We start from the raw sequence: 24,265 nt of genomic DNA, 5'->3' as shown, positions 1-24,265 counted from the left end.
ACTATTCCTTCGGCTGCATTCTCTCGCAATTTCCGCGGCCGGATATTCCGCGGTCGGGCTCGGGGGTGTCCGTGAACCCCGGAACCGGGAGGGTTCCGGGGTTCACGACCCTTATGGGGCTCAGATACCGGCGATGCCGGTGACGCCCGCGGTGTTCACCGAGACGCCGGTGATGCCGGCGGCCAGGCCGGGAACGCCGGAGACGAGGCCCTCGACGCCCTGGACCGTCTGCAGGGAGCCGACGGTGCCGAGCACGTTGGTGACGTCGGTGGTCAGGGCGCCGGCGAGGCCGCCGGAGACGGTGACGAGACCGCCGGACACGGCGTCGAGGTCGGCGTCGGAGATCTCAACGGTCTCAAGGTCGTGACGCATGATGCGCACCCTTCGTTCATGGGGGGGAATCCGTCTTCTGCGGCCGCAGCGAGATTGATCCAATCACGTGAACGACTGACCGGAGAAATTCTGTTGACGCCTCGTCGGGGCTTCTTCTGCACCTCGGGAAGCGGCCGTGCATTCAATTTCACCGAATGCCGACACCTTCTCCTCGGATCCGAGTAACAGATCCGGCCCGCCCGCCTCGCGCGGGGAACCTAAACGGACAGAAGGGTTCCGTCAGGGCGGCCCCGCAGCCCGGGGTGTCGGGGAAGGGTGAAGGCCCCGCCCCTCCACACGCACACGTTGTGCAGGTTTCCGGCAGGCGCGGCGCCGGACCGCCCGTCAGGCCTCGGGGGCCATGTCGTACGTGATCCACATCGTCCGCGTGGCCACCTGGTCGTACTTGGACCGGGCGCGGTGGTTGTCGTCGGCCGTGATCCAGCGGACGACGCTCCAGCCGCGCTCGGCCCCGATCCCGCGCAGGGCGCCGAGCAGCAGGTCCACCACACCGGAGCCGCGGCTCGCCGGATCCACGAACAGGTCGTCGAGCCAGCCGCCGACGGTGGCGGAGAGCGGGCGGGCGAAGGCCCGGAAGTGGGCGAGCCCGAGAAGCCGGCCGTCGGCGGCCTCCGCCACCAGGCCCTCCACCTCGTGACCGGGGTCGTGGATCCAGGACCAGACGAGCCGCGCGGCCTCCTCGGTCTGCTCGACCCGGTAGAAGTCGGCGTACCCCCGGTAGAGGGCACGCCACTGCTCGAAATCGGCCTCCCGGACCGGGCGGACCACGACGGCGGCGGTGTCGGACATTGCTTCACGCTCCTCACGCACCGCTCCCTGCGGTGCCGGGCAAGTGGATCACGCCGCGATCCCGCCACTGAACCCAGGTTCAGTAGGCGCCGGGGAACTGTGTGAGACTCGCGTCATGGACATGGGACGAGAGTCGCGGTGGGAGAAGGACGCGATGACGGTGGAGATCGGCTTCGCCCTGGTGACGGCCGCCGTCCTGGCCGCGCTCGTCTTCGGCGTCCTCTTGGTGCCGGCCCTGCTCGTCGGCGTCGACGAGCCGGCCGGGAAGGCCCTGCTGGGGGCGGGGGCCGTACTGGCGGGACTCGCCGCGGTGTGGCGGGTGGTGCGGGTGCTGGTCCGCTTCGACAGGGCGCGCCGACAGGGGCGTTGACGGCGTGGGATCCGGGGGGTGGGTCCCACGCTCACCCGGAAGTCCGTCCCGGGGCCCGGTCCGCCGCAGCCCTTCGGCTCCGTCAGGAGAGCAGCCAACTGACGCACGTCCAGGTCAGCGATCCGCTGCCCGCGGCAGCAATCAGGGCCATGAAGACGCTGTTCGAGGGGTATCCGTCGACCTGCACCCTGGTCGGCCGGGCGGGGTCGTAGACGACGCCGACCTTCGACCCGGGGCCGCGCCCCCACTCGGGAGGATGCGGCTTGCCCGTGGGGGATTCGGCTTCGACGCGGGCGCCTCCCGGCGGAGTGAAGGCAACCACCGGGAAGTACCGGGTGTCTCCGTCGGTGTCCTTCTCCTCGCGCACACCGACCACCTCGGCCTCGATGCGCTTGCCACGGACCAGCAGGAGGACGCCGATCCAGGCGCTGCCGAGGCTGGCGACCGCGACGAAGCCGCTCATCAAGGCGCCCAGCCCGGCGACGATGTCGACGGAAGTCATTCCTGCAACCTAGCTCGCCGGCAGCGCGCTCCGTCAGTCCTTCACCAGAGCTTCCGGCGACAGACCGCGACGGCGCTGCCTCCCGTCGCCGGGAGGCAGCGCCGTCGCCACCACCTCTACCTGGCGAAGCCGTAGTCCAGCAGCTTCTTCACGTCGGCCGCCCGGTTCGCCTCGGACGGGGAGGCGAGCACCGTGCCGATGACCGTCTTGTTGCCGCGGGTGGCCGCGAAGACGAGGCAGTACTTGGCCTGCGGACCCGAACCGGTCTTCACGCCGATCGCGCCGCTGTACGTGCTGAGCAGCTTGTTCGTGTTGGTCCACGACATGTACCGGTAACCACCGCTCTTCGTGGTCACCTTCTGCTTCGTCGACTTCGTCTTGACGACGTTGCGGAACGTCGCGTTCTTCATCGCGCTGCTGGCGATCTTCGTCAGATCACGCGGCGTCGAGTAGTTCTGCGGACCCCCTATCCCGTCGAACGAGTCGAAGTGGGTGTTCCGCAGGCCGAGCCTCCGCGCCTCGTCGTTCATCTTCCCGATGAACGACTTGACGCGGGCGTCCCGCGTGGAGCCCGTACCGAACTTGTCGGCCAGCGCGTAGGCGGCGTCACAGCCCGACGGCAGCATGAGGCCGTAGAGGAGCTGCCGGACGGTCACCTTGTCCCCGACGATGAGCCGGGCCGAGGAGGCGTTCTTGGCGACGATGTAGTCGCTGTAGGCCTTCTGGATCGTGACCTTGGCGTCGAGGTTGAGGTTCGGCTGGGCCAGCACCACCTTCGCGGTCATGATCTTCGTGGTGGAGCCGGTCGGCCGACGGGTGTCCGCGGCCTTCCCGAACAGCGTCGTGCCCGTTCCGTTGTTCATGACGAAGCCGCCCGGGGCGGTGATCGACGGGGCGGGCGTCGCGGCGTGCGCCTGGCCGGCGAAGAGGCCGCCGGCCAGTACGGCCGAGGCCGTGAGCGAGACGGTCACGGCGCTGCGCAGACCGAGTGGGGGAGTCAGCAAAGTCTTCTGCCCTTGGTAGGAATCGATGTCGCCCGGGTCCAGGGACGGTGTCCGCACGGACCCGGCGCCTACAAGACGATCGAGAGGGCTTCGAGGATGCGCGCCGTGACGGTGATCTTTCTTCCTTTTCAGGTGACGCCGTCCACCGGCTCAGTGACTCAACCGCTCGATCTCCAGGGAGACCGCCTCGCGCACCAGTTCGCGCGCGTGGTCCAGCGGCAGCGCGCCGCTGAGCCAACGCGTGCTGAGTCCCTCCAGGAGACCGGTGAGCCGCTCCGCGGCAGCCGCCAGGGCCGGTGCGGGAGCCGACGGCCGGACACCGCTCAGAAGGTCCGCGACATCGTGGATCCAGCCCAGCGTGGCCCTCGCCAGATCTCCGCGGAGCTCGGGCTCGAAGATCGCGCTGGCGCGCAGCTCGCCCCAGGCCGTGCTGTTCTCCCGGACTTCGGGAACGTCCTGGAACTCCAGGAGGAGGGACTGCGTCAGCTCCTCCCGGGCGTCGTGCGGTCCGGTGCCGCCGCCCGCGTCTGACGTGTACCGATCGGCCCGGTCGCTGATGAACTCGAGGGTGTGGCGCAGGACGCCGGCGCGGTCCTTGAAGTGGTAGTAGATCAGCGCCGTCGACACCCCGGCCTCCGTCGCGAGCTCCTCCATCCGCAGTCCGCGGACCCCTCGCCGCGCGATGACGCGCGCGGCACCCTCCAAGATGGCCCTTCGGCGGTCCCTCGCCACGTGTTCCCCCTCGCGAATGGTCTGAGTGGTCTGAACCACCAGTGTCACATACTGACTGAATCTTTAGTCATGATCGCGAAATCGTTGACTGAATTTTCAGTCTGCGGCACCATGCGGGGGAACATCCGCCCCCTCCCTCCAGGTAGGAGTTCCATGGACACGTCCACGACCTCCCGACGCCGGCTGCTCCAGCTCGGCGCGGCGGCTCTGCCCCTCGCAGCCCTCGGGTCGGCCCTGCCCACCGTCGCCCGCGCCGCCACCAGCCCCTCCGGCGCCACGCTGCGCATGCCGGCCGAGCACGACCGCCACGTGCGCACCTTCATGGCCTGGCCCGCGCTGTCGTCGGTCTGGTCCCCGTACCTCACGGGCGTGCGCCGTGACATCGCGCGCGTGGCCGACGCGATCTCCCGCTACGAGCCCGTCGTGATGCTCGCCCGCCCCGAGCAGGCGGCCGACGCGCGGTACCAGTGCGGAGCCGGTGCCTACTACGGCATCGAGATCGTCGAGATACCCAACGACGACCTGTGGATCAGGGACTTCGGCCCCACCTTCGTCGTCGCCCCCGGCGCCGTCGCGGGCGTGGACACCAACTTCAACGGCTGGGGCAAGACCGGCACGTCGTACGCGCAGCCGTACGCCAACGACGCCGCGGCGGCCGCGACCCTGCTCGCCCAGTACGGCGTCCCGCGCGTGCAGGCAGGCTTCGTCGGCGAAGGCGGTTCGCTGGAGACCGACGGCCAGGGCACCCTGCTCGCCACCGTCAGCTCCCTCGTCAACAGCAACCGCAACCCCGGCATGAGTCGGGACCAGGTCGAGCAGGCCGTGAAGGCGGCACTCGGCATCGACAAGGTGATCTGGGTGCCGGGACTCGCCGGCCAGGACATCACCGACTGCCACATCGACTGCCTGGCCCGCTTCGTAGCGCCGGGACAGGTCATCCTGGACCAGCCCGGTCCCGGCACCGACCCCAAGTGGGTCGCCGTCTACAACGAGACCAAGCAGATCCTGCTCGGCGCGAGCGACGCACAGGGCCGCCGGCTGACCGTCACCGAACTCCCCGGCCCGGACCGCAGCCGCATCCGCGGCAAGGACAGGGGCAGCGCCTTCCTGTCCAGCTACACCAACTACTACACGGCCAACGGCGCGGTCCTCGTCCCCCAGTTCGGCGACGGATACGCCGACGGCGTGGCGTACAGCATCCTCGCGGCCGCCTACCCGGGCCGCAACATCGTCCAGCTCGACATCGACAACATCGCGACCGGCGGTGGCGGCATCCACTGCGCCACCCAGTCGCAGCCCGTCGTGCCCCCGGCCGTCTGACCGGACGCTGTTGTCCTGACCCGCCGGTCGCCGCCTCTCGGCGGCGGCCGGCCCCTCAGGGAGAGGGATAGGCGGCGCCGGTTGCTTCTGTTGTCGGCCTTGCGCCTTGTGCCGGCCGATGGGGGGCGACGAAAGGTGCCTGCGCGCAGGGCCGGCCCGCTCCCCGCCGCAGTGATCAGTTACTTGATTCCCGGCGCGGGAGGCGCCCGGTAAGGTTCGGGCCATGGCGTCTCGCAGCACTCAGATCCTGGAAGCCGCCGCACGGGTGATCGCCCGGCGCGGGGTCCGCGGCCTGCGCGTGGAGGAGCTCGCGGCCGAGGCGGGCGTGTCCACCGCGCTGATCTACTACCACTTCAAGGACCGTGCGGGGATCCTGAGCAAGACGCTGGAGTTCATCAACGACCGCGCCGAGCGGTACACGACCCACCGCGATCCCGACGCCGAACCGCTCAGCCCGCGCGAGGAACTCGACCAGACGCTCCTCCTGGAACTCCAGGACACGACCGAGGTCAGGGAGAACAGCAGCGCCTGGGGCGAGTTGAGGGCGAGCGCCGTCTTCGACGAACTGCTGCGCGAGGACCTGGCGCGAGCCACCCTGGTCTGGGTCCAGGAGGTGGCTTCCCTGCTCGGTCAGGTCACGCCCAAGGCCCCGGCGGCCGCCCTCACGGCCTCGGCCGAGCGGCTCACCGCCCTCCTGGAGGGCCTGAGCATGCGCTGGCTCAGCGGCACGCTCCAGATCGCCCACGCCCGGACCCAGATGGGCGAGGCCATCGACGCCGAACTCGAACGACTGGGCCGCCCGTGACGCAGTACCTACGAAGTGAGCCTTGCCGGCCCGCGACAGAAGCCCGCATCGAGGATGCGAACAACATCCTGGTTGCTCCCTCGGCGTTGCACGACAACGACATGGTCGAGGACTTCTTCGGGTCCGTGATCACGCCGGAGGACCTCGCCTCCGGGGCGGCCGACCCCGCCGGGAAGACCGTCTACCTGTGGGGCGACACATCCGGGATCAACAGCGGCCAACTGCACGCGGCAGCCCGGGTGTTCGTCGTCCGGGAGCTGTGCGGCACTCACCCCGGGGCCACCGACGGACCGTGGACCGTCGTCGACCTCGGACGGGTTCCCGTCCGCGTGCACGGCGCCGGCCGTGTACTACCGCCGCTTCTTCGGACTCGACGCCGATCACTTCGGACGGATACGCGCCGAGCACGCATTCCAGTCCCTGACCGAGTCCACCAAGCCCGGAACCGCCCATCGCAGCGGCATCTATCTGACGCCCGTCACCCGGGACGGTGACGAACTGCGTTTCCGTCTGCTCCGGTGCTCCACGAACCTCTCGGGGCCGACCGAGGGCTTCGGCCCGACCGACGCCCGTATCGTCGAGGCCCTGAACCGCGAGGCCGCCGCCGTCTTCCGGAACCCGGCACCGCTCAATCACGTCCTCGCGCAGATCTACCACAACACCCTTGCCACGGCAGAGCGCAAGCAGGCCAAGGCCAAGATCTCGGCCCATGCCGACAAGACCAAGGACATGCCCGTCAACGGCATCATGGCCTTCTGCACCTTCTACGACGGGCTCGACGAGCTGCAGCCCCTGGCCGACGACGCCTTCGACCACGGGGTGAGGGGCGCCAGCGGGCTGACGAGGCTTCACTTCCGCCTCAAGGAGCGGGTCGAGGAAGGCGACGGAGTCACACTCCCCGCGCAGTTCACCGTGACGCTCTATCCCGGCTCCGTCTTCTTCATGCCGCTGTCCACCAACCGGCTGTACACACACGAGATCCGGCCCTCGACGTTGGACGCCGAGCTGCTCCCGACCCGACTGGGGTACGTGGTGCGCTGTTCGAGCGCCGAAGCCGTTCACAAGAACGGCGACACGTTCCTCAAGGTGGCCGACGGCCTGGTGAAGCTGGAGCCGCCCACGCAGGCGGGCATGGACGAGCTGCGGCGGCTGTACGCCGAGGAGAACAGGACCTCGTCCTTCATCGACTACGGCGACCAGTTCCGCTTCAGCATGAACACGGGAGACTACCTTGCCCCCCGAGCCCATGATCTCGGATGAGGTCCTCTCGTTCGCTCTGCCGACCGAGGAGGACCTCTTCGCGGAACTGTCCGCGTCGGCCCGTCTGGAGGACGTGGGGAAAGGCCGGCGAGGCGCCGTCCTCGCCAAGATCGACGAGGCGGGTGGGGTGCCCCTCGTACGTACGACCACCCGGTACGGCAGTCCGGCGCAGCGCTTCCGGTCGGTGCACGAACGGCTGGCGCGACAGATCCGCGAACGCGCTGCGCTGCCGGTCGGCTTCAACAACGCTCTCATCGAGTGCTACACGAACGCCTACACGAAGATGGGCAGCCATTCCGACCAGGCCCTCGATCTGGCCGACGGCTCGTGCATCGCCGTCTTCTCCTGCTATCGACGTCCCGAGGCGGGCCCGCCGAGGAAGCTCGTCTTCGAATCGAAGGGGCCCGGTGGTGAGAAGTTCGAAGTCCCCCTCGCCCACAACAGCGTTGTCGTGTTCTCTGTCGAGTCGAATCGGCGACTCAGGCACAAGATCGTCTTGGACGCGCCCGCAGAGGCCGCGGACAACCAATGGCTGGGTGTCACCTTCCGGACGTCGAAGACCGTCGTCCGCTTCCGTGACGGACAGGTGTACCTCCCGCACGGGTCCCGGCTCACGTCGGCCGACGACGGTCAGAGCCGCGAGTTCTACCAACTCCGACGCCGCGAGAACCACGAAACGGACTTCACCTACCCCCTGCTGACGTACACCATCAGCGAGAGTGATCTGACGCCGCCCGTCTGACACCTTGAGGCACCCCAACGGCCCGCTCCCTCCCTCAGTGCCGCCCGCAATCTTGACTGATATTTCAGTCAGTGCCACAGTGAGTGCCTCGCCACCACCTCCGACTTCGTGGAAAGGGACACCTGCGCATGACCAGGCCCTTCCGTCAGGAGGCGACATGCCTCTGACTCCTACCGAACGGGACCGGCTCCTGCTGTTCACCGCCGCCCAGCTCGCCCGGACCCGCCTGGAGCGCGGGCTGCGGCTCAACGTGCCCGAGGCGACCGCACTGATCGCCGACACCGTGTGCGAGGCCGCCCGCGACGGCCTCCGCCTGGCCGAAGCCGTCGACCGCGGCCGCGGTGTCCTCGGCCCGGACGACCTCCTTCCCGGCGTCACCGACGTCGTGACGGAGATCCAGGTCGAGGCCGTGTTCGACGACGGCACCCGACTGGCCGTCATCAGCGCGCCGTTCGGCGACGTGGAGCACGACGACGGCGCCCCCGGGGCCGTACTGCCCCACACGGAGACCCTGCCGGAGCCGGAACCGCTGCTCACCCTGCGGGTGCGCAACACGGCCGCGGTCCCGGTCAGCGTGACCTCCCACTTCCACTTCTTCGAGGCGAACCCGCGCCTCGACTTCGACCGGGCCGCCGCCTACGGCATGCGGCTCGCGGCCCCGGCCGGGTCGTCCACGCGCTTCGACCCGGGCGCCGTCGTCGAGGTGGGGCTCGTGCCGATGGGCGGAGACCGGATCGCCATCGGTTTCGCTGGCCTGGTCGACGGGCCGCTCGACGCGCCCGGCGCGCAGGCCGAGGCCCTCAAGCGCGCCGCCGCCTGCGGCTATCTCGGAGCGGAAGGGGTGGAGCGATGAGCAGGCCCACCAGACACAGCGACCACTGCGCGCCCGGCGGCAGCCGGCACATCGATCCGTACGAGTACGCCACCGTGCACGGGCCCCGTGCGGGGGACCGGGTCCGGCTCGGGGACTCCGGGCTCGTCGTACGGGTGGAGGCGGACTCGCAGGCGTACGGCGACGAGTTCCTCGCGGGGTTCGGCAAGACCGCCCGGGACGGCCTCCACCTCAAGGCCGCGGCCGTCCGGGACACATGCGACGTCGTCATCACCAACGTCCTGGTCATCGACGCGGTGCTCGGCATCCGCAAGGTGTCCATCGGCATCCGCGAGGGCCGGATCCACGCGATCGGCCGGGCCGGCAACCCCGACACGCTCGACGGCGTCGACGTCGTCGTCGGCACCGGGACCACGATGGTCCCGGGCGAGGGCCTGATCGCCACCGCCGGGGCGATCGACACCCATGTCCACCTGCTCTCCCCGCGGATCATGGAGGCGTCCCTCGCCTCCGGCGTCACGACGATCATCGGCCAGGAGATCGGGCCGAGCTGGGGCGTCGGCGTGAACTCCCCGTGGGCGCTCAAGCTCGGGTTCGGCGCCTTCGACGCCTGGCCGGTCAACATCGGCTTCCTCGCCCGGGGTTCCGCCTCCGACGAGGCCCCGCTGGTGGAGGCCCTGGCCGAGGGCGGTGCCTGCGGTTTCAAGGTCCACGAGGACATGGGCGCCCACACCCGGGCCCTGGACACCGCGCTGCGGGTGGCCGAGGAGCACGACGTCCAGGTCGCGCTGCACAGCGACGGTCTGAACGAGTGCCTGTCCGTCGAGGACACCCTCCGCGTCCTGGAAGGCCGTACGATCCACGCCTTCCACATCGAGGGCTGCGGCGGCGGGCACGTCCCCAACGTCCTGAAGATGGCGGGCGTGCCGAACGTCATCGGCTCCTCCACCAACCCCACCCTGCCCTTCGGGCGCGACGCCATCGCCGAGCACTACGGGATGATCGTCTCCGTCCATGCGCTCAAGACGGACCTCCCGGGCGACGCCGCCATGGCGCGCGACCGGATCCGGGCCGGGACCATGGGGGCGGAGGACGTCCTGCACGACCTCGGCGCGATCGGGATCACCTCCTCCGACGCGCAGGGCATGGGCCGGGCGGGGGAGACCATCCGGCGCACGTTCGCCATGGCCGGGAAGATGAAGGCCGAGCTCGGGCCCCTCGAAGGCGACGGTGTGCAGGACGACAACGCGCGCGTGCTGCGCTACATCGCCAAACTCACCGTCAACCCGGCGATCGCCCACGGCCTCGCCCACGAGGTGGGCTCCATCGAGATCGGCAAACTCGCCGACATCGTGCTCTGGCGCCCGCCGTTCTTCGGGGCCAAACCGCAGATGGTCCTCAAGTCCGGCTTCCCCGCCTACGGCGTCACGGGCGATCCGAACGCCGCCACCGACACCTGCGAGCCCCTGGTCCTCGGCCCACTGTTCGGCGCCCACGGGGCCGCCCCGGCCGAGCTCTCCGTCGCCTTCGTCAGCCGCGCCGCCGCCGGTCTCGGTGCCGACGCGATGCCGACGCGCCGCCGCAGGGTGGCCGTACAGGGCACCCGTGGCATCGGCCCCGCCGACATGCCGCACAACGCCCGTCTGGGGCAGGTGGACGTCGACCCGCGCAGCGGGCTCGTGACCCTCGACGGCGATCCGATGCGCTCCCAGCCGGCGCAGCAGGTCTCGCTGAGCCGCCTGTACTTCCTCTGATCAAGCTCCGCTGACCGATTTTTCAAAGCCATGTCCCTTCTCTTGACTGAATTTTCAGTCGAGAGGAGGATGCTGTTCACACCGCGTACCCGTCCCGCGTCTCCGCCAGGCTGAGCCGGCCGCCGCCGACGGGTGCTTCTGGCGAAACGAAGAGAGACCCGTGATGACTGCATTCCGTATGCCTGCCGAGTGGTCCGCGCACGAAGGATGCCTGATGGCCTGGCCCGTCCGGGAGGACCTCTGGGGCAGCGTGCTGGACGACGTCAAGGAGGAGTACGCGAACGTCGCCCGCGCCATCGCCGCGTTCGAGCCCGTGACCATGGTCGCGCCGCCCGGCCACGGGGAGGAGGCGCGCACGAGGTGCGGCCACGCGATCACCGTCGTCGAGCTGGCCCAGGACGACTCCTGGTTCCGGGACTCCGCCCCGCTCTTCGTCCTCGACGCCGACGGCAACCGCGCCGGAGTGGACTTCCGCTTCAACGCCTGGGGACGCAAGCACAGCCCGTACGACTCCGACGACCGGATCAGCGGCCTCCTCCTGGAGCACCTGGGCATCGAGCGCATTCCCTCCGACATGATCCTGGAGGGCGGAGCGATCACCGTCGACGGCGAAGGCACCCTGATCACGACCGAGCAGTGCCTGCTCCACCCCAACCGGAACCCCGGCATGCAGCGGGACGAGATCGAGACGGAACTGAAATCCCAACTCGGCGTGGACAAGGTCGTCTGGCTCCCGTACGGAGGTCTGCTCGACACGGAGACCGACGGGCACGTCGACGGCGTGTGCGCCTTCGCCGCTCCCGGCAAGGTCGTCGTCTCGCTGCCCGACGACCCCGCGCACCCCGACTACGCCCGGATGCGCGCCAACCGCGCGGTACTCGAGGCCACGACCGACGCCCAGGGGCGGCCGTTCGAGATCCTCGACGTCCCGCAGACGGCGTTCGCCGACATCGCCGGCGGCGAGGTCGAGGTCTCGTACCTGAACTACTACGTGGCCAACGGCGGCGTCGTCGTCCCGGTGGCCGGAGTGCCCCAGGACGACGATGCGCTCGCGGTCATCGCCGCCGCCTACCCGGGCCGCAAGGTCGTCGGCGTGCGGGCGCCCGCGATCGCGTACGGCGGCGGCGGGGTCCACTGCATCACGCAGCAGATCCCGGCCGCGCCCGCCACCGCCTGAACCGCGGACGGGCCTTACGGCCCAACCCCAAGCCCCGCACCGACATCACGGAATGAGAGCGCGACGATGACCCCAACCCTGCCCGCCGGCAGCAGACGTCCCCGCAACCCGCGTGGACGGATCGCCGTGGCGACGGCCGCCCTGACCTCCCTCGCGGCCCTCGCGGCCTGCGCCGGCCCGCCGAAGACGACCGGTGCCGACGCCCCCGAGGTGAAGCTCTCCGCCTCCACGCCTCCGGCCCGCGGCGAGATCGACTCGTTCACCTGGGCCGTCTACGCCGAGCCGCCCACCCTCGACTACACGGTCGCGTTCGACTACCCGCAGAACACGATCCTGTCCAACGTGTGCGAGAGCCTGATGCGCTGGACGCCGGGCCTCACCGTGGAGCCCGGCCTGGCGCGGAAGGCGTCGAACCCGGACCCCATGACCTGGATCTACGACCTGCGCCCGGGGGTGCGCTTTCACGACGGGAAGGTGATGACCGCCGACGACGTGGTCTACAGCCTCGGCCGCCAGACGGACCCGGACAACGCCGCCGCCTGGGCGCAGACCTTCCAGAACGTCGCCTCCATACGGAAGACCGGTCCGCTCCAGGTCACCGTCAAGCTCAAGAAGTCGGACTCCCAGTTCCCCCAGTACATGGCCACCGCCGCGGGCGTGATCGCCTCCAAGTCCGGCGTCGAGGCGGCGGGCAAGGACTACGGCACCACCGGTGGCCTCGCCTGCACCGGCCCGTTCGAGCTCGGCACGTGGACCAAGGGCCAGTCGATCGAGCTGACACGCTTCGACGGCTACTGGGGTCCGAAGGCCAAGGCGAAGAAGGCCGTCTTCCGGGTCCTGACCGACCCCTCGGCCCGCACGAACGCGATGCTCAGCGGCGAGATCGACGGCGGCTACCTGATCCCCACCGAGAGCTACGGACGACTGCGCGACAGCGGCGTCGGCGCCCTGTACTTCGGCGAGGGCCTGAGCACCGTCAACGTCAACATCACCAACATGACGGGCCCGCTCGGCGACCTCCGGGTGCGCAAGGCGCTCTCCCTGGCCCTCGACCGCTCCGGCTTCGTCAAGGCCGGACTCGGCGGAGCAGGCACCGTCACCGGCTCGCTCACCACCCGTGCCGCCTGGGCCGGAGCCTCGGAGCGGACCCGGCAGGCCGCCTTCGGTGCCCTGCCGCCCGCCGCCCAGGACATCGAGAAGGCCAAGGCGCTCATCAAGGAGGCCGGCGCCACCGGCAAGACCCTGACCGTCGCCACCAGCTCCATCGGCCAGGACGTCTCCCTCCTCGCCACCGCGATCCAGGCCGCGGGCAGCCAGATCGGTCTGAAGATCAACCTCAAGACGATCGCCCCCAACGCCTTCACGGCGCTGTTCACCGACCCCCAGGCGCGCGAGGGCATCGACATGTTCCCGCTCACCTACTACCAGTCGATCACCGACCCGCTGGACCTGCTGCAGAACTTCAAGACCGGCGCGTACATGAACTTCGCCGGCTACACCGACAAGGGCTACGACGCCCTCGTCGACCAGGCCACCGCCTCGTACGAGCCGGACCAGCGGATGAAGACCGAGGCCGAGCTGCAGAAGCGGGCCGCCGAGCAGCTGCCGTGGATCCCGGTCGCGGAGTGGCCCACCGCCGTCTTCCTCAACAAGAGGATCACCGGCGCTCCCACCACCATCGCCTACATGTACTACCCGTGGGCCGCGGAGGTCGGCGCACCGGCCGCGGGGGCCACCCCGTGAACTTCCTGAGATTCGCCGCACGCCGGGTGGCGGAGATGGCCGCCACCCTGCTCGGTGCGTCGTTCGTGGTCTTCGGCGCCCTGTACCTGGCGCCGGGCAACCCGGCCGCCTTCCTGCTCTCCGGCCGCTCCGCCTCGCCCGAGGCCCTCTCCGCGATCAACGCCCAGTACCACCTGGACGATCCCTTCCTCGTCCGCTACCTCCGCTGGCTCGGCGACATCGTCCAAGGGGACTTCGGCCGGTCCATCACCTACCGCACCGACGTCTCCCGGCTCCTGGCCGACCGCCTCCCCACCACGCTGCTGCTCGTCGTGATGGCCCTGGCCGTGGTCGTCGTGATCGGCCTGGCCCTGGGCTGGGTGGCGGCCGTGCGCGGCGGCGGGACCGACGCGGCCGTCCTCGTCGGAACCACGCTCGCCGTCGGCACCCCCTCCTTCGTCGCGGCCGTCCTGCTCCAGGGACTCTTCGCCGTCAACCTCGGCTGGTTCCCCAGCAGCGGTTCCGGCGAGGGCTTCCTCGACCAGGTCTGGCACCTCACCCTCCCGGCGACCGCCCTCGCGCTCTATCTGATCGGCATGCTCGCCCGCGTCACCCGCTCCGCCATGGCCGAAGCCCTCGACAGCGAGCACGTCACCGTCGCCCGCAGCCGGGGCGTCCCCGAGAGCCAGGTCATCCGCCGCCATGTGTTCCGCAACTCGCTCGGCACCGTCCTCACCACCGGCGGACTGATCGTCTCCACGCTCCTGGTCTGCACGATCCTCGTCGAGACCGCCTTCAGCATCGGCGGCGTCGGACAGCTCCTCGAACTGTCCACCACGACCAAGGACTTCCCGACCGTCCAGGCCATCTCCTTGATCATCGTCGCTCTCTTCATGACCGTGAACCTGGTCGTCGACCTGCTGCTGCCGCTGGTCGACCCGCGGATCACCCTCGGATCGAGGAGCTCCTCCGTATGACCGCCGTCCTGACCCGCCGGCCCGGCCTCGCGAAGATCCGCACCGCCCGGTCCCCGCTCCACCTGGTCTGCCTCGGCCTCGTCGCCCTCGTCACCGCCGGCGCGCTCCTCGCACCCTGGCTCGTGCCGTACGACCCCAACGCCGTCGACCTCGGCAACGCACTGGCCGGACCCTCCTCCGAGCACCTGCTCGGCGCGGACGCCGCCGGACGCGACACCCTCTCCCGGCTGCTCCTCGGTGCCCGCACCTCACTCCTCGGGCCCCTCGGCGTCGTGGCCTTCTCCACCCTCGCCGGCGTCGCGGTCGGCATGGCGGCGGGCTGGCGGGGCGGCTGGCTGGACTCCGTCCTGTCCCGCAGCACCGAACTCGTCTTCGCGTTCCCCGGCATGCTGCTCGCCATCCTGATCATCTCGATCTACGGCGAAGGGCTGCTCGCCCCCGTCATCGCCCTCTCCATCGCCTACCTGCCGTACGTCAGCCGGCTCACCCGCTCCCTCGTCCTGGCCGAACGCAGACGCCCCTACGTCAGCGCCTACCAGGTCCAGGGGCACTCGGCCCTCCAGATCAGCCTGCGCCACATCCTGCCCAACATCGCCCCCGTCGTCCTCGCCCAGTCCACCATCAACTTCGGCTACGCACTGATGGACCTCGCCGGCCTCTCCTTCCTCGGCCTGGGCGTCCCCGCGCTCACCCCCGACTGGGGCCGCATGGTCTTCGACGGCCAGACCGCCATCCAGCACGGCTACCCGCTGTCCGCGATCCTGCCCTGCGCGTTCATCGTGCTCACCGTCGTCGCCTTCAACGTGGTCGGAGAGCGCTGGGCCGACCGCGTCGCCAGGAGAGACCGATGACCGATACGTACACCCTCGACGTCCAACGGCTGCGCATCACCCTGCCCGGCACGGCCCGTCCCGTCCTCGACGGCGTCGACCTCCACGTCGCGGCGGGCGAGACCGTCGCCCTCGTCGGCGAGTCCGGGTCAGGGAAGACCCTCACCTCACGCAGCGCCCTGAACCTGCTGCCACCCGGCGCCGTCGTCGAAGGCGCCGTCCGGGTCCGCGGCGAGGACGTCCTCACCATGAACGCCGACCAGCTGCGCGCCCTGCGCAGCGGCACGGTGTCCATGATCTTCCAGGACCCGCGCACCGCCCTCAACCCCCTGCGTCGCATCGGCGACTTCCTCACCGAGAGCGTGACCCTGACCGTCGGCATGAGCCGGGCGGACGCCACCGCCCGCGCCGGTGAGCTCCTGCAGGCCGTCGGCCTCGACGACTCGGCCCTGCGCAAGTACCCCGGTCAGGTGTCCGGCGGCATGCTGCAACGCGTCATGATCGCGGCCGCCCTGATGGGCGACCCCGCCCTCCTGCTCGCCGACGAGCCCACCACCGCCCTCGACGTCACCACCCAGGCCGAGGTCGTCGCCCTCCTCGCCCGACTCCGCGCACGCTTCGGCACCGGCCTGCTCTTCGTCACCCACGACCTCGACCTCGCCGCGGCCATCAGCGACCGCGTGTACGTCATGTACGCCGGCCGGATCGCGGAGAGCGGCCCCGCCGACGCCCTCTTCGCGCGGCCCCGGCACCCGTACACCTCGGCGCTGCTCGCCTCCACGCCCCGCCTGGAAGCCCCTCGGGGCAGGCTCGACGCGATCGACGGCCAGCCGCCCGACCTCCGCCAGGAGCTGCGCGGCTGCCCCTTCGCCGCCCGCTGCCACCTCGCCACCGAGCTCTGCGGCCGGCAGGCGCCCGAGCCCCGGTCCGCCCCCGGTCTGCCGCACCACCAGGCCGCCTGTCACCACAGCGAACGACTCGAAGGGAGCCCCGTCGATGCCTGAAAACGTCCTGGAGGCCGTCGGACTCCACCGCACCTTCGGGAGCGTCCACGCCGTCGACGACGTGTCCTTCGCCCTCCCCGAGGGCGGATCCCTGGGCATCGTCGGCGAATCCGGCTCCGGCAAGACCACCACCGCCCGGATCGTCGTCGGTCTGGAACAGGCCGACGCCGGCGAGGTGCTCGTACGAGGAGAGGCCCGCGAGGCGCGCCACCGCGGCCGGGCCCGGCGCCTGGCACGCGCGCGCGAGGTCCAGATGGTCTTCCAGGACCCGTACCTGTCCCTCGACCCGCGCACCAGCGTCGAACAGGTCCTGCGCGAGACCCTGCGCCTGCACTTCCCCGGCACCGACCACGCCCCGCGCGTCCGGGAGCTCCTCGACCAGGTCGGCCTGGGCACCCGCGCCGCCGACGCGCGGCCCCGGCAGCTCTCCGGCGGCCAGCGCCAGCGCGTCGCCATCGCCCGCGCCCTCGCCGTCGAACCGGCCGTCCTCGTCCTGGACGAGGCGGTCGCCGCCCTCGACGTCTCCGTACAGGCGCAGATCCTCAACCTGCTGGCCGACATCCGCGAGGAGACCCGGATCGGCTACCTGTTCATCACCCATGACCTCGGCGTGGTCCGGTGCGTTACCGACGACGTCATCGTCATGCGCCAGGGCCGTGTCGTCGAAGCCGGCCCCACGGCCGAGGTGCTCGCCGCGCCCCAGCACGCCTACACAAGGCTCCTGTTGGAGTCCGTACCCCGCCCCGGCTGGGACCCCGAGGCGATAGCCGCGGCCCGCCGGGCGCTCTGAACACAACCCCCCACTGCCGTTGACACAGGAGGTCAACCATGGACGAACGAACCGCCGGCCGGCACGCGAACAGGGGCCTGAACCGGCGAGGGTTCCTCGTCGCCACCGGCGCGGCCGCCGCGGGCGCGGCGCTCACGACGACCCTGCCCGAGAAGGCGCGCGCCGTCGCCGGCACCTTCCGGGTCCCCGCCGAGGACGTCCGGCACACCCGTACGTGGATGGCCTGGCCGGACAGCACCGCGATCTGGCCCGGCAGGCTGAGCGGCGTCCAGGCGGACATCGCCCTGATCGCCCGTACGATCGCCCGGTACGAACCCGTCGTCCTGTGCGCCAACCCGGAGAGCGCCGCGAAGGCCCGCTCGATGTGCGGCTCCACGGTCACCGTCATCAGCTCCATCCCCGTCGACGACTGCTGGATGCGCGACACCGGACCCGTCTTCCGTACCGACGGTTACGGAGGCCTCGACACCGTGGGCCTCAACTTCAACGGCTGGGGCAACAAGCAGACCCACACCAGGGACGCCCTCGTCGCCGAGCGGATCGCCGCCCATGTGGGCGTGCCCTTCACCTCCGCCGACCTGGTCGGCGAGGGCGGAGCCATCGAGCAGGACGGCGCCGGCACCCTGATGGCGACCCGGAGCAGCCTGGTGAACCGCAACCGGAACCCCGGGGTGTCGGAGCGGCAGCTGGAGGCGGCGATGTGCGACGCGTACGGCGCGTCGAAGGTCGTCTGGTTCGACGGCGTACGCGGACAGGACATCACCGACGACCACGTGGACGCGACCTCCCGCTTCCTCGCGCCCGGGGAGGCCCTCGTCCAGATGCCCGTCGCCGCCGCCGACGACGCCTTCGCCCGCGACGCCCGCCGGCAGTACAGCACCCTGTCGGCCTCGACCACCGCGAAGGGCCGGGCCATGGACGTGATGCGCCTCCAGGGCCCCGACTACAACAGGATCCGCTCCACCCACCGGGACTTCCTCGCCTCGTACGCCAACTTCTACCTCTGCAACGACGCGGTCGTCTCCGCCCAGTTCGGCGACCGGAGGGCGGACGAGGCGGCCCGGACGACGCTGCAGCGCCTCTACCCCGACCGATACGTCGAGCAGCTGAACATCGACCGTCTCGGCACGGGCGGCGGAGGCATCCACTGCGTCACGCAGCAGCAGCCGGTCGCCTGAGGCCCGCGTGACTGAAATTTTCGTCAGCGAGCCGCGTCCCGGTCATTGACTGAAATTTGAGTCAGTCCCTAGGGTGAGCGCACCGTACAGCGCCGGCGGGTCGCCCAGCGCTGTACGGCTTCATGAACACACCCCTGAACAGGAGCCCACATGGGGCCAGTTGACTCGTCCACGCGTGGATCCGCGCCGCACGCGGGCATCGAACAGCACTCGATCGACTGGGTGCCCCTCTCGGAACGGCACGGCACACCGTCGAGCGTCGGGGCCATCTGGTTCGTCGGCAGTCTCAACCTCACCGGACTCGCGACCGGCGTCGTCACGCTGTCCATGGGAGCCACGCTCCTGTGGACGGTGATCGCCACCGTGCTCGGCTCCCTCTTCGGGACGTTCTTCATGGCGTTCCACTCGGCCCAGGGACCCCAGCTGGGGCTGCCCCAGCTCGTGCAGTCGCGGCCCCAGTTCGGCTACCTGGGGGCCGCGCTCACCGTGTGGGTGTTCGCCCTGGTCAACTACGTGGCCTTCAACACCTCGGACGCCCTGCTGTCCGGCCAGGCAGTGAACCTGCTCACCGGGATACCCAACACCCTCGGATACCTCCTCGCCGCCGCGGTGGCGACCGTGATCGCGCTCTTCGGATACGAGTGGATCCACAAGATCAACAAGTGGCTCACCTGGCCCTTCGTCGTGATCACCGCTGCCGTCACCGCGTCCGCCCTGTTCGGCGGAGGGCTGCCCGACGGCGTCTGGAGCGCGGGTCCGTTCGAACTCGCACCGTTCATGCTCGTGTTCGTCTTCGTCGCCGGCTTCCAGCTGGGCTGGGCGCCGTACGTCTCGGACTACTCGCGCTATCTCAGACCCGACGTCTCCGTGCGCAGCACCTTCTGGTGGACCTACCTGCCCAGCGCGGTCTCCGGGATCTGGGTCTTCGTCCTCGGCGCCGTCGTCTCGGCCGCGGCCCCCGAGGGCACGGACCCGGTCACCGCCCTGAAGCTCTCTGCCGACCGGCTGTTCGGCGGGTTCGGCACGGTCGCGGTCGTCGTCCTGCTGATCGGACTGCTGTCCATCATGGCGATCAACCAGTACGGCGGCAGCCTCACGATGATCTCCATCGTCGACTCGTTCCGACCGGTCAAGCCGACCCGGACCATCCGGGTCGCCACGATCGGGATCATGCTGGCCGCCGTCGGCACGGTCTCCACCCTCGTCGGCATCGACCAGTTCAACTGGTTCTTCGCCAACGTGGTGGTCGTCCTCACGTACCTCTTCATCCCGTGGACCGCCATCAACCTCGTCGACTTCTTCTTCGTCCGGCGCGGCCTGTACGTGGTCAAGGAGATCTTCAATCCGCACGGGATCTACGGCCGATGGGGCTGGCGCGGCAACCTCGCCTATGTGATCGGCCTGGCCTGCATGGCCCCGTTCATGGTCATCACCGGTCTCTTCGTCGGGCCCGTCGCGGAGCGCCTCGGCGGCGTCGACTGCTCGATCCTCGTCGGCCTGCCCGTGGCCGGAGGCCTCTACTGGGCCTTCGCCCGAAGCCTCGATCTGGCCACCGAACGCCGGATGGTCCGGGAGGAGGGGCTGCTGGACCCACTCCACTGAGCGATCCGCTGAGCACACCGCGCCTGCACGTACAGAACCTTTGAGAGAAGGAGCACCACGTGAAGACAGAGCACGACGGCGAACGCCCCGGCATCAGCCGCAGAACCCTCCTCGCCCGCACCGGAGCTGCCGCGGCCGCCCTCGCGGTCGGCCCCGTCCTCGGCGGCGTCCAGCCCGCCGTGGCCGCGTCCTGGCGCGTGCCCGGCGAGGACGAGTCGCACAAGCGGACCTGGATGGCCTGGCCGTCCAGCTACACGATCTGGGGCAATCTGCTGTCCAAGATCCAGAGCGACATCGCCAAGCTCGCCAGGGAAGTCGCCAAGTACGAGCCGGTCGTCATGTGCGCCGACGGCTCCTCGGCCGCCTCGCAGGCGAGGACCGCCTGCGGCTCCACCGTCACGGTCATCAGCTCCATCCCCGTCTCGGACTGCTGGATGCGGGACACCGGCCCGCTGTTCCGCATCGACGACGCCGGCGGGCTCGACGCCTTCGGCCTCAACTTCAACGCCTGGGGCGAGAACGCCACGACCTTCTACGGCCTCCCCGCCTCCGCCTACGACAAGGACCGCACGGTCGCCCAGAAGGTCGCCGCCTACGACGGCGTGCCGTTCGCGAAGGCGTCCGTGGTCGGTGAGGGCGGCGGCATCGAGTACGACGGCGACGGCACCCTGATGGCCACCGAGAGCTGCTGGGTGAACAGCAACCGCAACCCCGGCAAGACGCGCAGTCAGATCGAGGCGGAGCTGCTGTCCCGCTTCGGCGCCTCCAAGATGATCTGGCTGCCCGGCGTCACCGGGCAGGACGTCACCGACGGCCACATCGACGGAACCGCCCGTTACATCCGGCCCGGCGTGGTCATGGTGCAGTTGGCCGGCGCCGTACGCCCCGACGTCTGGACGGCCAACGCCCAGGCCATCCGCGACACCCTGGTCAACGCGACCGACGCCAGGGGGCGCAGGCTCCAGGTCCTCACGATCGAAGGACCCGACACCCTGCCCCGTATCCAGGTGGGCAAGCAGGCAGACTTCCTCAGCTCCTACATGAACTGGACGGTGACCAACCAGGCGATCATCACCACCCAGTTCGGCGACACCGCCAAGGACGCGGCGGCCAAGTCGGCCATCGCCGCCGCCTACGGCCGGCCCGTCGTCCAGCTGAACCTCGACAACCTCTACGGCAACGGCGGCGGTGGCGCCCACTGCGTCACGATGCAGGAGCCCAGCCGCTGAACGAACGCCGAACCCGGGTCTCGCCTCCGAGACCCGGGTTCGGCGCGTAGGGGCATCGGCCTTCCAGGCGGTGCTGGAACGTGACGCGTCCAGGTTCCACCGCAGGGCGCCGCATCAGTAGCGGTGCCCAGGCCAATGCGGGTCCTCCCAGCGGTCGGGGCCGGTGAGGCCGAGCAGCCGTATCCGGTGCAGCAGATCCTCGGAGACGCCAGGGGCGCGAAGCCGGGCCGGCGCGTGGCGGACGAGCCAGGCGGTCAGCTCGCTGCGCATCTCCTCCCCGTTCTCCCACGCACTCCAGGGGAGTTGGTCGCCGAGCAGGTCGTACTCCCAGCAGTCCGCCATCTCGGCCAGGTGTCCGTCCGGGACCGGACCGCGCAGCGCTTCCCAGGTGTCGAGCCACGGACTCAGCGTGCCCGTGGCCTCGGCGGTCAGGACGAGGAGCTCATGCGCGGCCACGGTGGGATCCGGATCGGACAGCGTGTGGGCCCACCAGGCCCGTAGGAATTCCTCCACCGCGGCGGCCTGCTCGGCGGGCCACTCCTGCCACCGGCCGAGAGCGAAGGCCAGCCCGACCCGTTCCATGCCGGAGACGGGCCTGGTGAGGCCGTGGACGAGGGTGGAGGCGAGCTGGGGCAGGATCCGGCGCAGCACGGACGGCTTGTCTTTCCAGTCCGTGGCCATCCATGTGCGTTCCAGGAGATCGAGATCCAGCTCCACGTCCGCCGTCTTGAGCTGCGCGACCTCTTCCGCGCTGCCCCAGTGGCAGTCGCAGTTGGACTCGTCGGGGCGGGCGGTCATGCCGCGGAAAGTGACGGCGAGTCGGTCCAGCGCTGCGTCGAGGCGCAGTCGTGCGGGGCGCTGAGGAGGGTTCGTCATGGCGTTCGCCTTCGGGGACTCCGGTCCGCCACGGACGGCCGAAGATCGCGACCTTACCGGCACTGCATCCGGGCCGCCACGGCTTTGTGGGGGAGGCCTGCGGCCGTTCTCGCGTGCTTCGTCGCCCGATCGTCCGAAGCGTGGAGAACGGCCGCGCCGTCATGCGAGTGACCGGCGCCGCCGAGGTCCGGCTTCAGCCGCGTGCGTGCTCGCGGGCAGTGGCGGCCGCCCCCTCGGCGGCCTCGGCGACTTCGGCGGCCGCGCGGGCGGCGCGTCCGTCCGCGAGCCACTCGTCGATGAGCTGGACGGTGGGGCCGGGAGGAAAGATGCCGAGCTGCCCGAGCAGGGAGAGGTCGTTGCGGACCGCCTCGTGCCGGACGACCTTGCCGTCCTGAAGGTGCAGGACGTGGACCTGCTCGGAGTCGATCTCGGCCCCGGTGGGCGGGATGGCCTGGAGGAGAGCCCCGTCGCGGTAGTGGACGAAGGGACCCGTGTGCCGGCCCCGCATGTGCAGCCGTATCCACACCTGATCGCCGTCGTGGACGAGGTCGGTGACGGGGAAGCTCAGGTCGGTGAAGGCGGAGCGCAGCCAGGCTCCCGACGCCAGCGCGCCCGCGGGCCCGGGCAGTGAGCAGGCGGCGGGGGAGACGACCGCCTCGCGGTTGGTGAAGTCCTGGTGGACGACTTCGGCGGCGAGCGCCGCGTCGCCGGTCGCCAGAACGGTGAAGAGTCCGCGGGCCGCGTCCTCGGGTGACATTCCCATCGGGTTCGGTTCCTCTCGCGCATGGGGCGGGTCGCCGCCCTGACCGATATTCAGGTTACACACCACCTATTGAATAGGTTGACCATTTCCACGGCTAGGCTGACCCCATGCCGACCAAACGCAAGTACGTCTCGCCCCGGCGCGAGGAAGCCGCAGCCCAGACGCGCGCGCTGATCCTCCGGTCGGCGACCCGGCTGTTCGCCGAACGCGGCTACGGGCGCGTGACCGTCGCGGACATCGCGGCCGAGGCGGGCGTCTCGTCGAAGGCCGTCTTCGCGAGCGCCGGCAGCAAGGGGGACATCCTCAACGAGATCGTCGACACGGCCGTACGAGCCTCCGGCGACGAGGAGACGATGCGGGCGGTGCTCGCCGAGCGGGACCTGGAGTCCGTGCTCGGGGCACTGGCCCACGGCACCCGGAGGGGCAACGAGGGCCTGTTCACCGTGCACGAGGCGATCCACAAGGCGCTGCCCTCGCACGAGGACGGCGAGGCGCTGTGGGAGCGTGCCACGGCCGACTACCGCACTGCCCTCCGTGCCACCGCGCGGCACCTGCGCACCGTGGCGGCGCCGGCCTTCGGGGAGGAGGAGACCGCGGACCTCCTGTGGTTCTGGTTCGGCCCGAGCGGCTGGCGCACCCTGGTCGCGGAGAACGGCTGGCCCTGGGACCGCGCCGAAGCGTTCCTCCTCCGCACCGCCCTCGCGACACTCCGGACGCCCTGAGTCCGGGCGGCCAGGCGGCCGATGGCCGGAGGGCGTGCGGCGCCCTGGCGGGGGACGCCCTCGCCGGGATTCGAACCCGGGTTCCGGCTCCGGCGAACCGGCGACCGGTGTCCTTGGCCGCTGGACGACGAGGGCCTGCGCCGGGCTGCAAGCAGGGGCGAAGGGGCGCACCGGGATAGAGCGAGGACCCGACGCCGCCGGTAAGCCCTTCGACCCCGTACTCATGGCGGCGCCCGATGTGCAGCCGGCGCTCCTGCGGGCGCTGTGCGAGGCCAAACTGTCCGTCGACCGGCTGGCGGAGAGCGCGGCCACCGTGGCCGGCCGCAGCGGGGCGAACCACGCCCAACTCGGCGCCGCCCGGGGCGGGATCAAGCGCCAGTCCGCCCGTCTCAAGTGGCCCCATGCCGTGGTGCGGAACTCCGCGAAGGAGTCCACCCCGCTGAGCTACGCGGGCGGCACGGCCGTCGTGCATCACGATGCCGACGCCGACGCCTGGTGGTACACCGCCACTGCCGCCGACCAGCAGAGCGAGGAGTCCGAGCCGCTTCACGGCACGTACGCCGAGGCCATCGCGGGAGCGACCGAGTTCCTCCTCGCGCACGCACTTGCCGAGCGCGGGTCGCCGGCCTGACGCGAGCGGAGCCGCCGCGGACGTACCGTCAACTCCGCGTGTGCCGAAGGTGTGGAGATCCGAGCGGGTGGATCTTGCCTCTATCCTTCGACGCTCTATGAACCACGCTGATCACCGTTCTGACCGGGCAGGCATCCGGGACGTGGCCACGGCCGCCGGGGTCTCGATCACGACTGTCTCCGACGCGCTCAACGGCAAGGGCCGACTCCCGGACGCCACCCGCCGCCACGTCCGCGAGGTCGCCGACAGGCTGGGCTACCG

Annotated in this window: 24 protein-coding genes, 1 tRNA gene and 2 pseudogenes; 19 read left to right on the top strand and 8 right to left on the bottom strand. The window is 70.4% G+C overall.

The window, feature by feature from the left end; genetic code table 11:
• Positions 1–120: 120 nt before the first annotated feature.
• A complete protein-coding gene (locus tag ABT041_RS35030) occupies positions 121–372 on the bottom strand; it encodes a hypothetical protein (RefSeq protein ID WP_351192200.1) in 252 nt (83 codons plus the stop codon).
• A gap of 345 nt (positions 373–717) precedes the next feature.
• Positions 718–1,182 carry a GNAT family N-acetyltransferase gene (locus tag ABT041_RS35025; protein ID WP_351192198.1) on the bottom strand — a complete coding sequence of 155 codons (465 nt, stop codon included), beginning with the start codon at positions 1,180–1,182 and terminating at the stop codon, positions 718–720.
• Between the two features lie 115 nt (positions 1,183–1,297).
• Between ABT041_RS35025 and ABT041_RS35020 the strand changes: the two genes are divergently transcribed.
• A complete protein-coding gene (locus ABT041_RS35020) occupies positions 1,298–1,552 on the top strand; it encodes a DUF6332 family protein (RefSeq protein ID WP_351192196.1) in 255 nt (84 codons plus the stop codon).
• Positions 1,553–1,634: 82 nt separating this feature from the next.
• On the opposite strand, the gene ABT041_RS35015 is transcribed toward ABT041_RS35020, so the two are convergent.
• The 3 genes from ABT041_RS35015 to ABT041_RS35005 all read right to left on the bottom strand — a co-directional run bounded on the left by ABT041_RS35015 (position 1,635) and on the right by ABT041_RS35005 (position 3,790).
• Entirely contained in the window at positions 1,635–2,054 is a 420-nt protein-coding gene (locus tag ABT041_RS35015; protein WP_351192194.1) for a DUF3592 domain-containing protein, read from the bottom strand.
• 116 nt (positions 2,055–2,170) lie between these two features.
• Positions 2,171–3,037 (bottom strand): D-alanyl-D-alanine carboxypeptidase family protein, encoded by an 867-nt coding sequence (locus ABT041_RS35010; RefSeq protein WP_351192246.1) that lies wholly within the window; start codon positions 3,035–3,037, stop codon positions 2,171–2,173.
• A 171-nt stretch (positions 3,038–3,208) separates the two neighbouring features.
• Positions 3,209–3,790, bottom strand: coding sequence for a TetR/AcrR family transcriptional regulator (locus ABT041_RS35005; RefSeq protein ID WP_351192192.1), 582 nt, complete (start codon positions 3,788–3,790; stop codon positions 3,209–3,211).
• A 153-nt stretch (positions 3,791–3,943) separates the two neighbouring features.
• On the opposite strand from ABT041_RS35005, the gene ABT041_RS35000 reads away from it, so the two are divergent.
• The 15 genes and pseudogenes from ABT041_RS35000 (at position 3,944) to ABT041_RS34930 (ending at position 21,012) form a co-directional block, all read left to right on the top strand.
• On the top strand, positions 3,944–5,110 hold the full coding sequence (locus ABT041_RS35000; protein ID WP_351192190.1) for an agmatine deiminase family protein: 1,167 nt from the start codon (positions 3,944–3,946) through the stop codon (positions 5,108–5,110).
• Between the two features lie 223 nt (positions 5,111–5,333).
• On the top strand, positions 5,334–5,915 hold the full coding sequence (locus tag ABT041_RS34995; protein WP_351192188.1) for a TetR/AcrR family transcriptional regulator: 582 nt from the start codon (positions 5,334–5,336) through the stop codon (positions 5,913–5,915).
• A gap of 86 nt (positions 5,916–6,001) precedes the next feature.
• Positions 6,002–7,175 (top strand): annotated as a pseudogene (locus tag ABT041_RS34990) (hypothetical protein).
• Entirely contained in the window at positions 7,162–7,917 is a 756-nt protein-coding gene (locus ABT041_RS34985) for an alpha-ketoglutarate-dependent dioxygenase AlkB (protein ID WP_351192245.1), read from the top strand. Before ABT041_RS34990 ends, ABT041_RS34985 begins: the two are co-directional and overlap by 14 nt.
• 157 nt (positions 7,918–8,074) lie before the next feature.
• The gene (gene ureA / locus ABT041_RS34980) at positions 8,075–8,770 is read left to right on the top strand and encodes an urease subunit gamma (RefSeq protein ID WP_351192186.1); all 696 of its coding nucleotides are present in this window, start codon (positions 8,075–8,077) and stop codon (positions 8,768–8,770) included.
• Positions 8,767–10,503, top strand: a complete 1,737-nt coding sequence (locus tag ABT041_RS34975) for an urease subunit alpha (RefSeq protein ID WP_351192184.1) — start codon at positions 8,767–8,769, stop codon at positions 10,501–10,503. Before ureA ends, ABT041_RS34975 begins: the two co-directional genes overlap by 4 nt.
• 163 nt (positions 10,504–10,666) lie before the next feature.
• A complete protein-coding gene (locus ABT041_RS34970; protein ID WP_351192182.1) occupies positions 10,667–11,680 on the top strand; it encodes an agmatine deiminase family protein in 1,014 nt (337 codons plus the stop codon).
• Positions 11,681–11,746: 66 nt separating this feature from the next.
• Complete coding sequence (locus ABT041_RS34965) at positions 11,747–13,423, top strand: ABC transporter substrate-binding protein (RefSeq protein ID WP_351192180.1); 1,677 nt, start codon at positions 11,747–11,749, stop codon at positions 13,421–13,423.
• Complete coding sequence (locus tag ABT041_RS34960; RefSeq protein ID WP_351192178.1) at positions 13,420–14,379, top strand: ABC transporter permease; 960 nt, start codon at positions 13,420–13,422, stop codon at positions 14,377–14,379. Before ABT041_RS34965 ends, ABT041_RS34960 begins: the two co-directional genes overlap by 4 nt.
• A complete protein-coding gene (locus ABT041_RS34955) occupies positions 14,376–15,230 on the top strand; it encodes an ABC transporter permease (RefSeq protein WP_351192176.1) in 855 nt (284 codons plus the stop codon). Before ABT041_RS34960 ends, ABT041_RS34955 begins: the two co-directional genes overlap by 4 nt.
• Positions 15,227–16,213, top strand: coding sequence for an ABC transporter ATP-binding protein (locus ABT041_RS34950; RefSeq protein ID WP_351192175.1), 987 nt, complete (start codon positions 15,227–15,229; stop codon positions 16,211–16,213). The genes ABT041_RS34955 and ABT041_RS34950 overlap by 4 nt, the downstream gene beginning before the upstream one ends.
• Complete coding sequence (locus tag ABT041_RS34945) at positions 16,206–17,003, top strand: ABC transporter ATP-binding protein (RefSeq protein ID WP_351192173.1); 798 nt, start codon at positions 16,206–16,208, stop codon at positions 17,001–17,003. The genes ABT041_RS34950 and ABT041_RS34945 overlap by 8 nt, the downstream gene beginning before the upstream one ends.
• Before the next feature lie 38 nt (positions 17,004–17,041).
• Positions 17,042–18,181, top strand: coding sequence for an agmatine deiminase family protein (locus tag ABT041_RS34940; RefSeq protein ID WP_351192171.1), 1,140 nt, complete (start codon positions 17,042–17,044; stop codon positions 18,179–18,181).
• A gap of 150 nt (positions 18,182–18,331) precedes the next feature.
• Positions 18,332–19,783 carry a purine-cytosine permease family protein gene (locus ABT041_RS34935; protein ID WP_351192169.1) on the top strand — a complete coding sequence of 484 codons (1,452 nt, stop codon included), beginning with the start codon at positions 18,332–18,334 and terminating at the stop codon, positions 19,781–19,783.
• A 59-nt stretch (positions 19,784–19,842) separates the two neighbouring features.
• On the top strand, positions 19,843–21,012 hold the full coding sequence (locus tag ABT041_RS34930) for an agmatine deiminase family protein (RefSeq protein WP_351192167.1): 1,170 nt from the start codon (positions 19,843–19,845) through the stop codon (positions 21,010–21,012).
• Between the two features lie 114 nt (positions 21,013–21,126).
• Here the strand turns inward: ABT041_RS34930 and ABT041_RS34925 are convergent, their stop codons facing one another.
• A complete protein-coding gene (locus ABT041_RS34925; RefSeq protein ID WP_351192165.1) occupies positions 21,127–21,888 on the bottom strand; it encodes a hypothetical protein in 762 nt (253 codons plus the stop codon).
• Between the two features lie 193 nt (positions 21,889–22,081).
• A complete protein-coding gene (locus tag ABT041_RS34920) occupies positions 22,082–22,651 on the bottom strand; it encodes an ester cyclase (protein ID WP_351192163.1) in 570 nt (189 codons plus the stop codon).
• Positions 22,652–22,758: 107 nt separating this feature from the next.
• Here ABT041_RS34920 and ABT041_RS34915 point away from each other — a divergent pair, with 107 nt between their 5' ends.
• Positions 22,759–23,373 (top strand): TetR/AcrR family transcriptional regulator, encoded by a 615-nt coding sequence (locus ABT041_RS34915; protein ID WP_351192161.1) that lies wholly within the window; start codon positions 22,759–22,761, stop codon positions 23,371–23,373.
• 55 nt (positions 23,374–23,428) lie between these two features.
• Here ABT041_RS34915 and ABT041_RS34910 read toward each other — a convergent pair.
• Positions 23,429–23,508 (bottom strand) — tRNA-OTHER (locus ABT041_RS34910).
• Between the two features lie 58 nt (positions 23,509–23,566).
• Between ABT041_RS34910 and ABT041_RS34905 the strand changes: the two are divergent.
• Both ABT041_RS34905 and ABT041_RS34900 read left to right on the top strand, forming a co-directional pair.
• Positions 23,567–24,004 (top strand): annotated as a pseudogene (locus ABT041_RS34905) (hypothetical protein); the annotation flags it as partial.
• Positions 24,005–24,101: 97 nt separating this feature from the next.
• On the top strand, positions 24,102–24,265 hold a 164-nt coding region (locus tag ABT041_RS34900; protein WP_351192244.1), incomplete at its 3' end, for a LacI family DNA-binding transcriptional regulator.

It is taken from the genome of Streptomyces sp. NPDC002825, assembly GCF_040295385.1.
In the GTDB taxonomy this organism is placed as follows: Bacteria; Actinomycetota; Actinomycetes; order Streptomycetales; family Streptomycetaceae; genus Streptomyces.
This window is presented reverse-complemented; position numbering and strand designations above follow the sequence as displayed.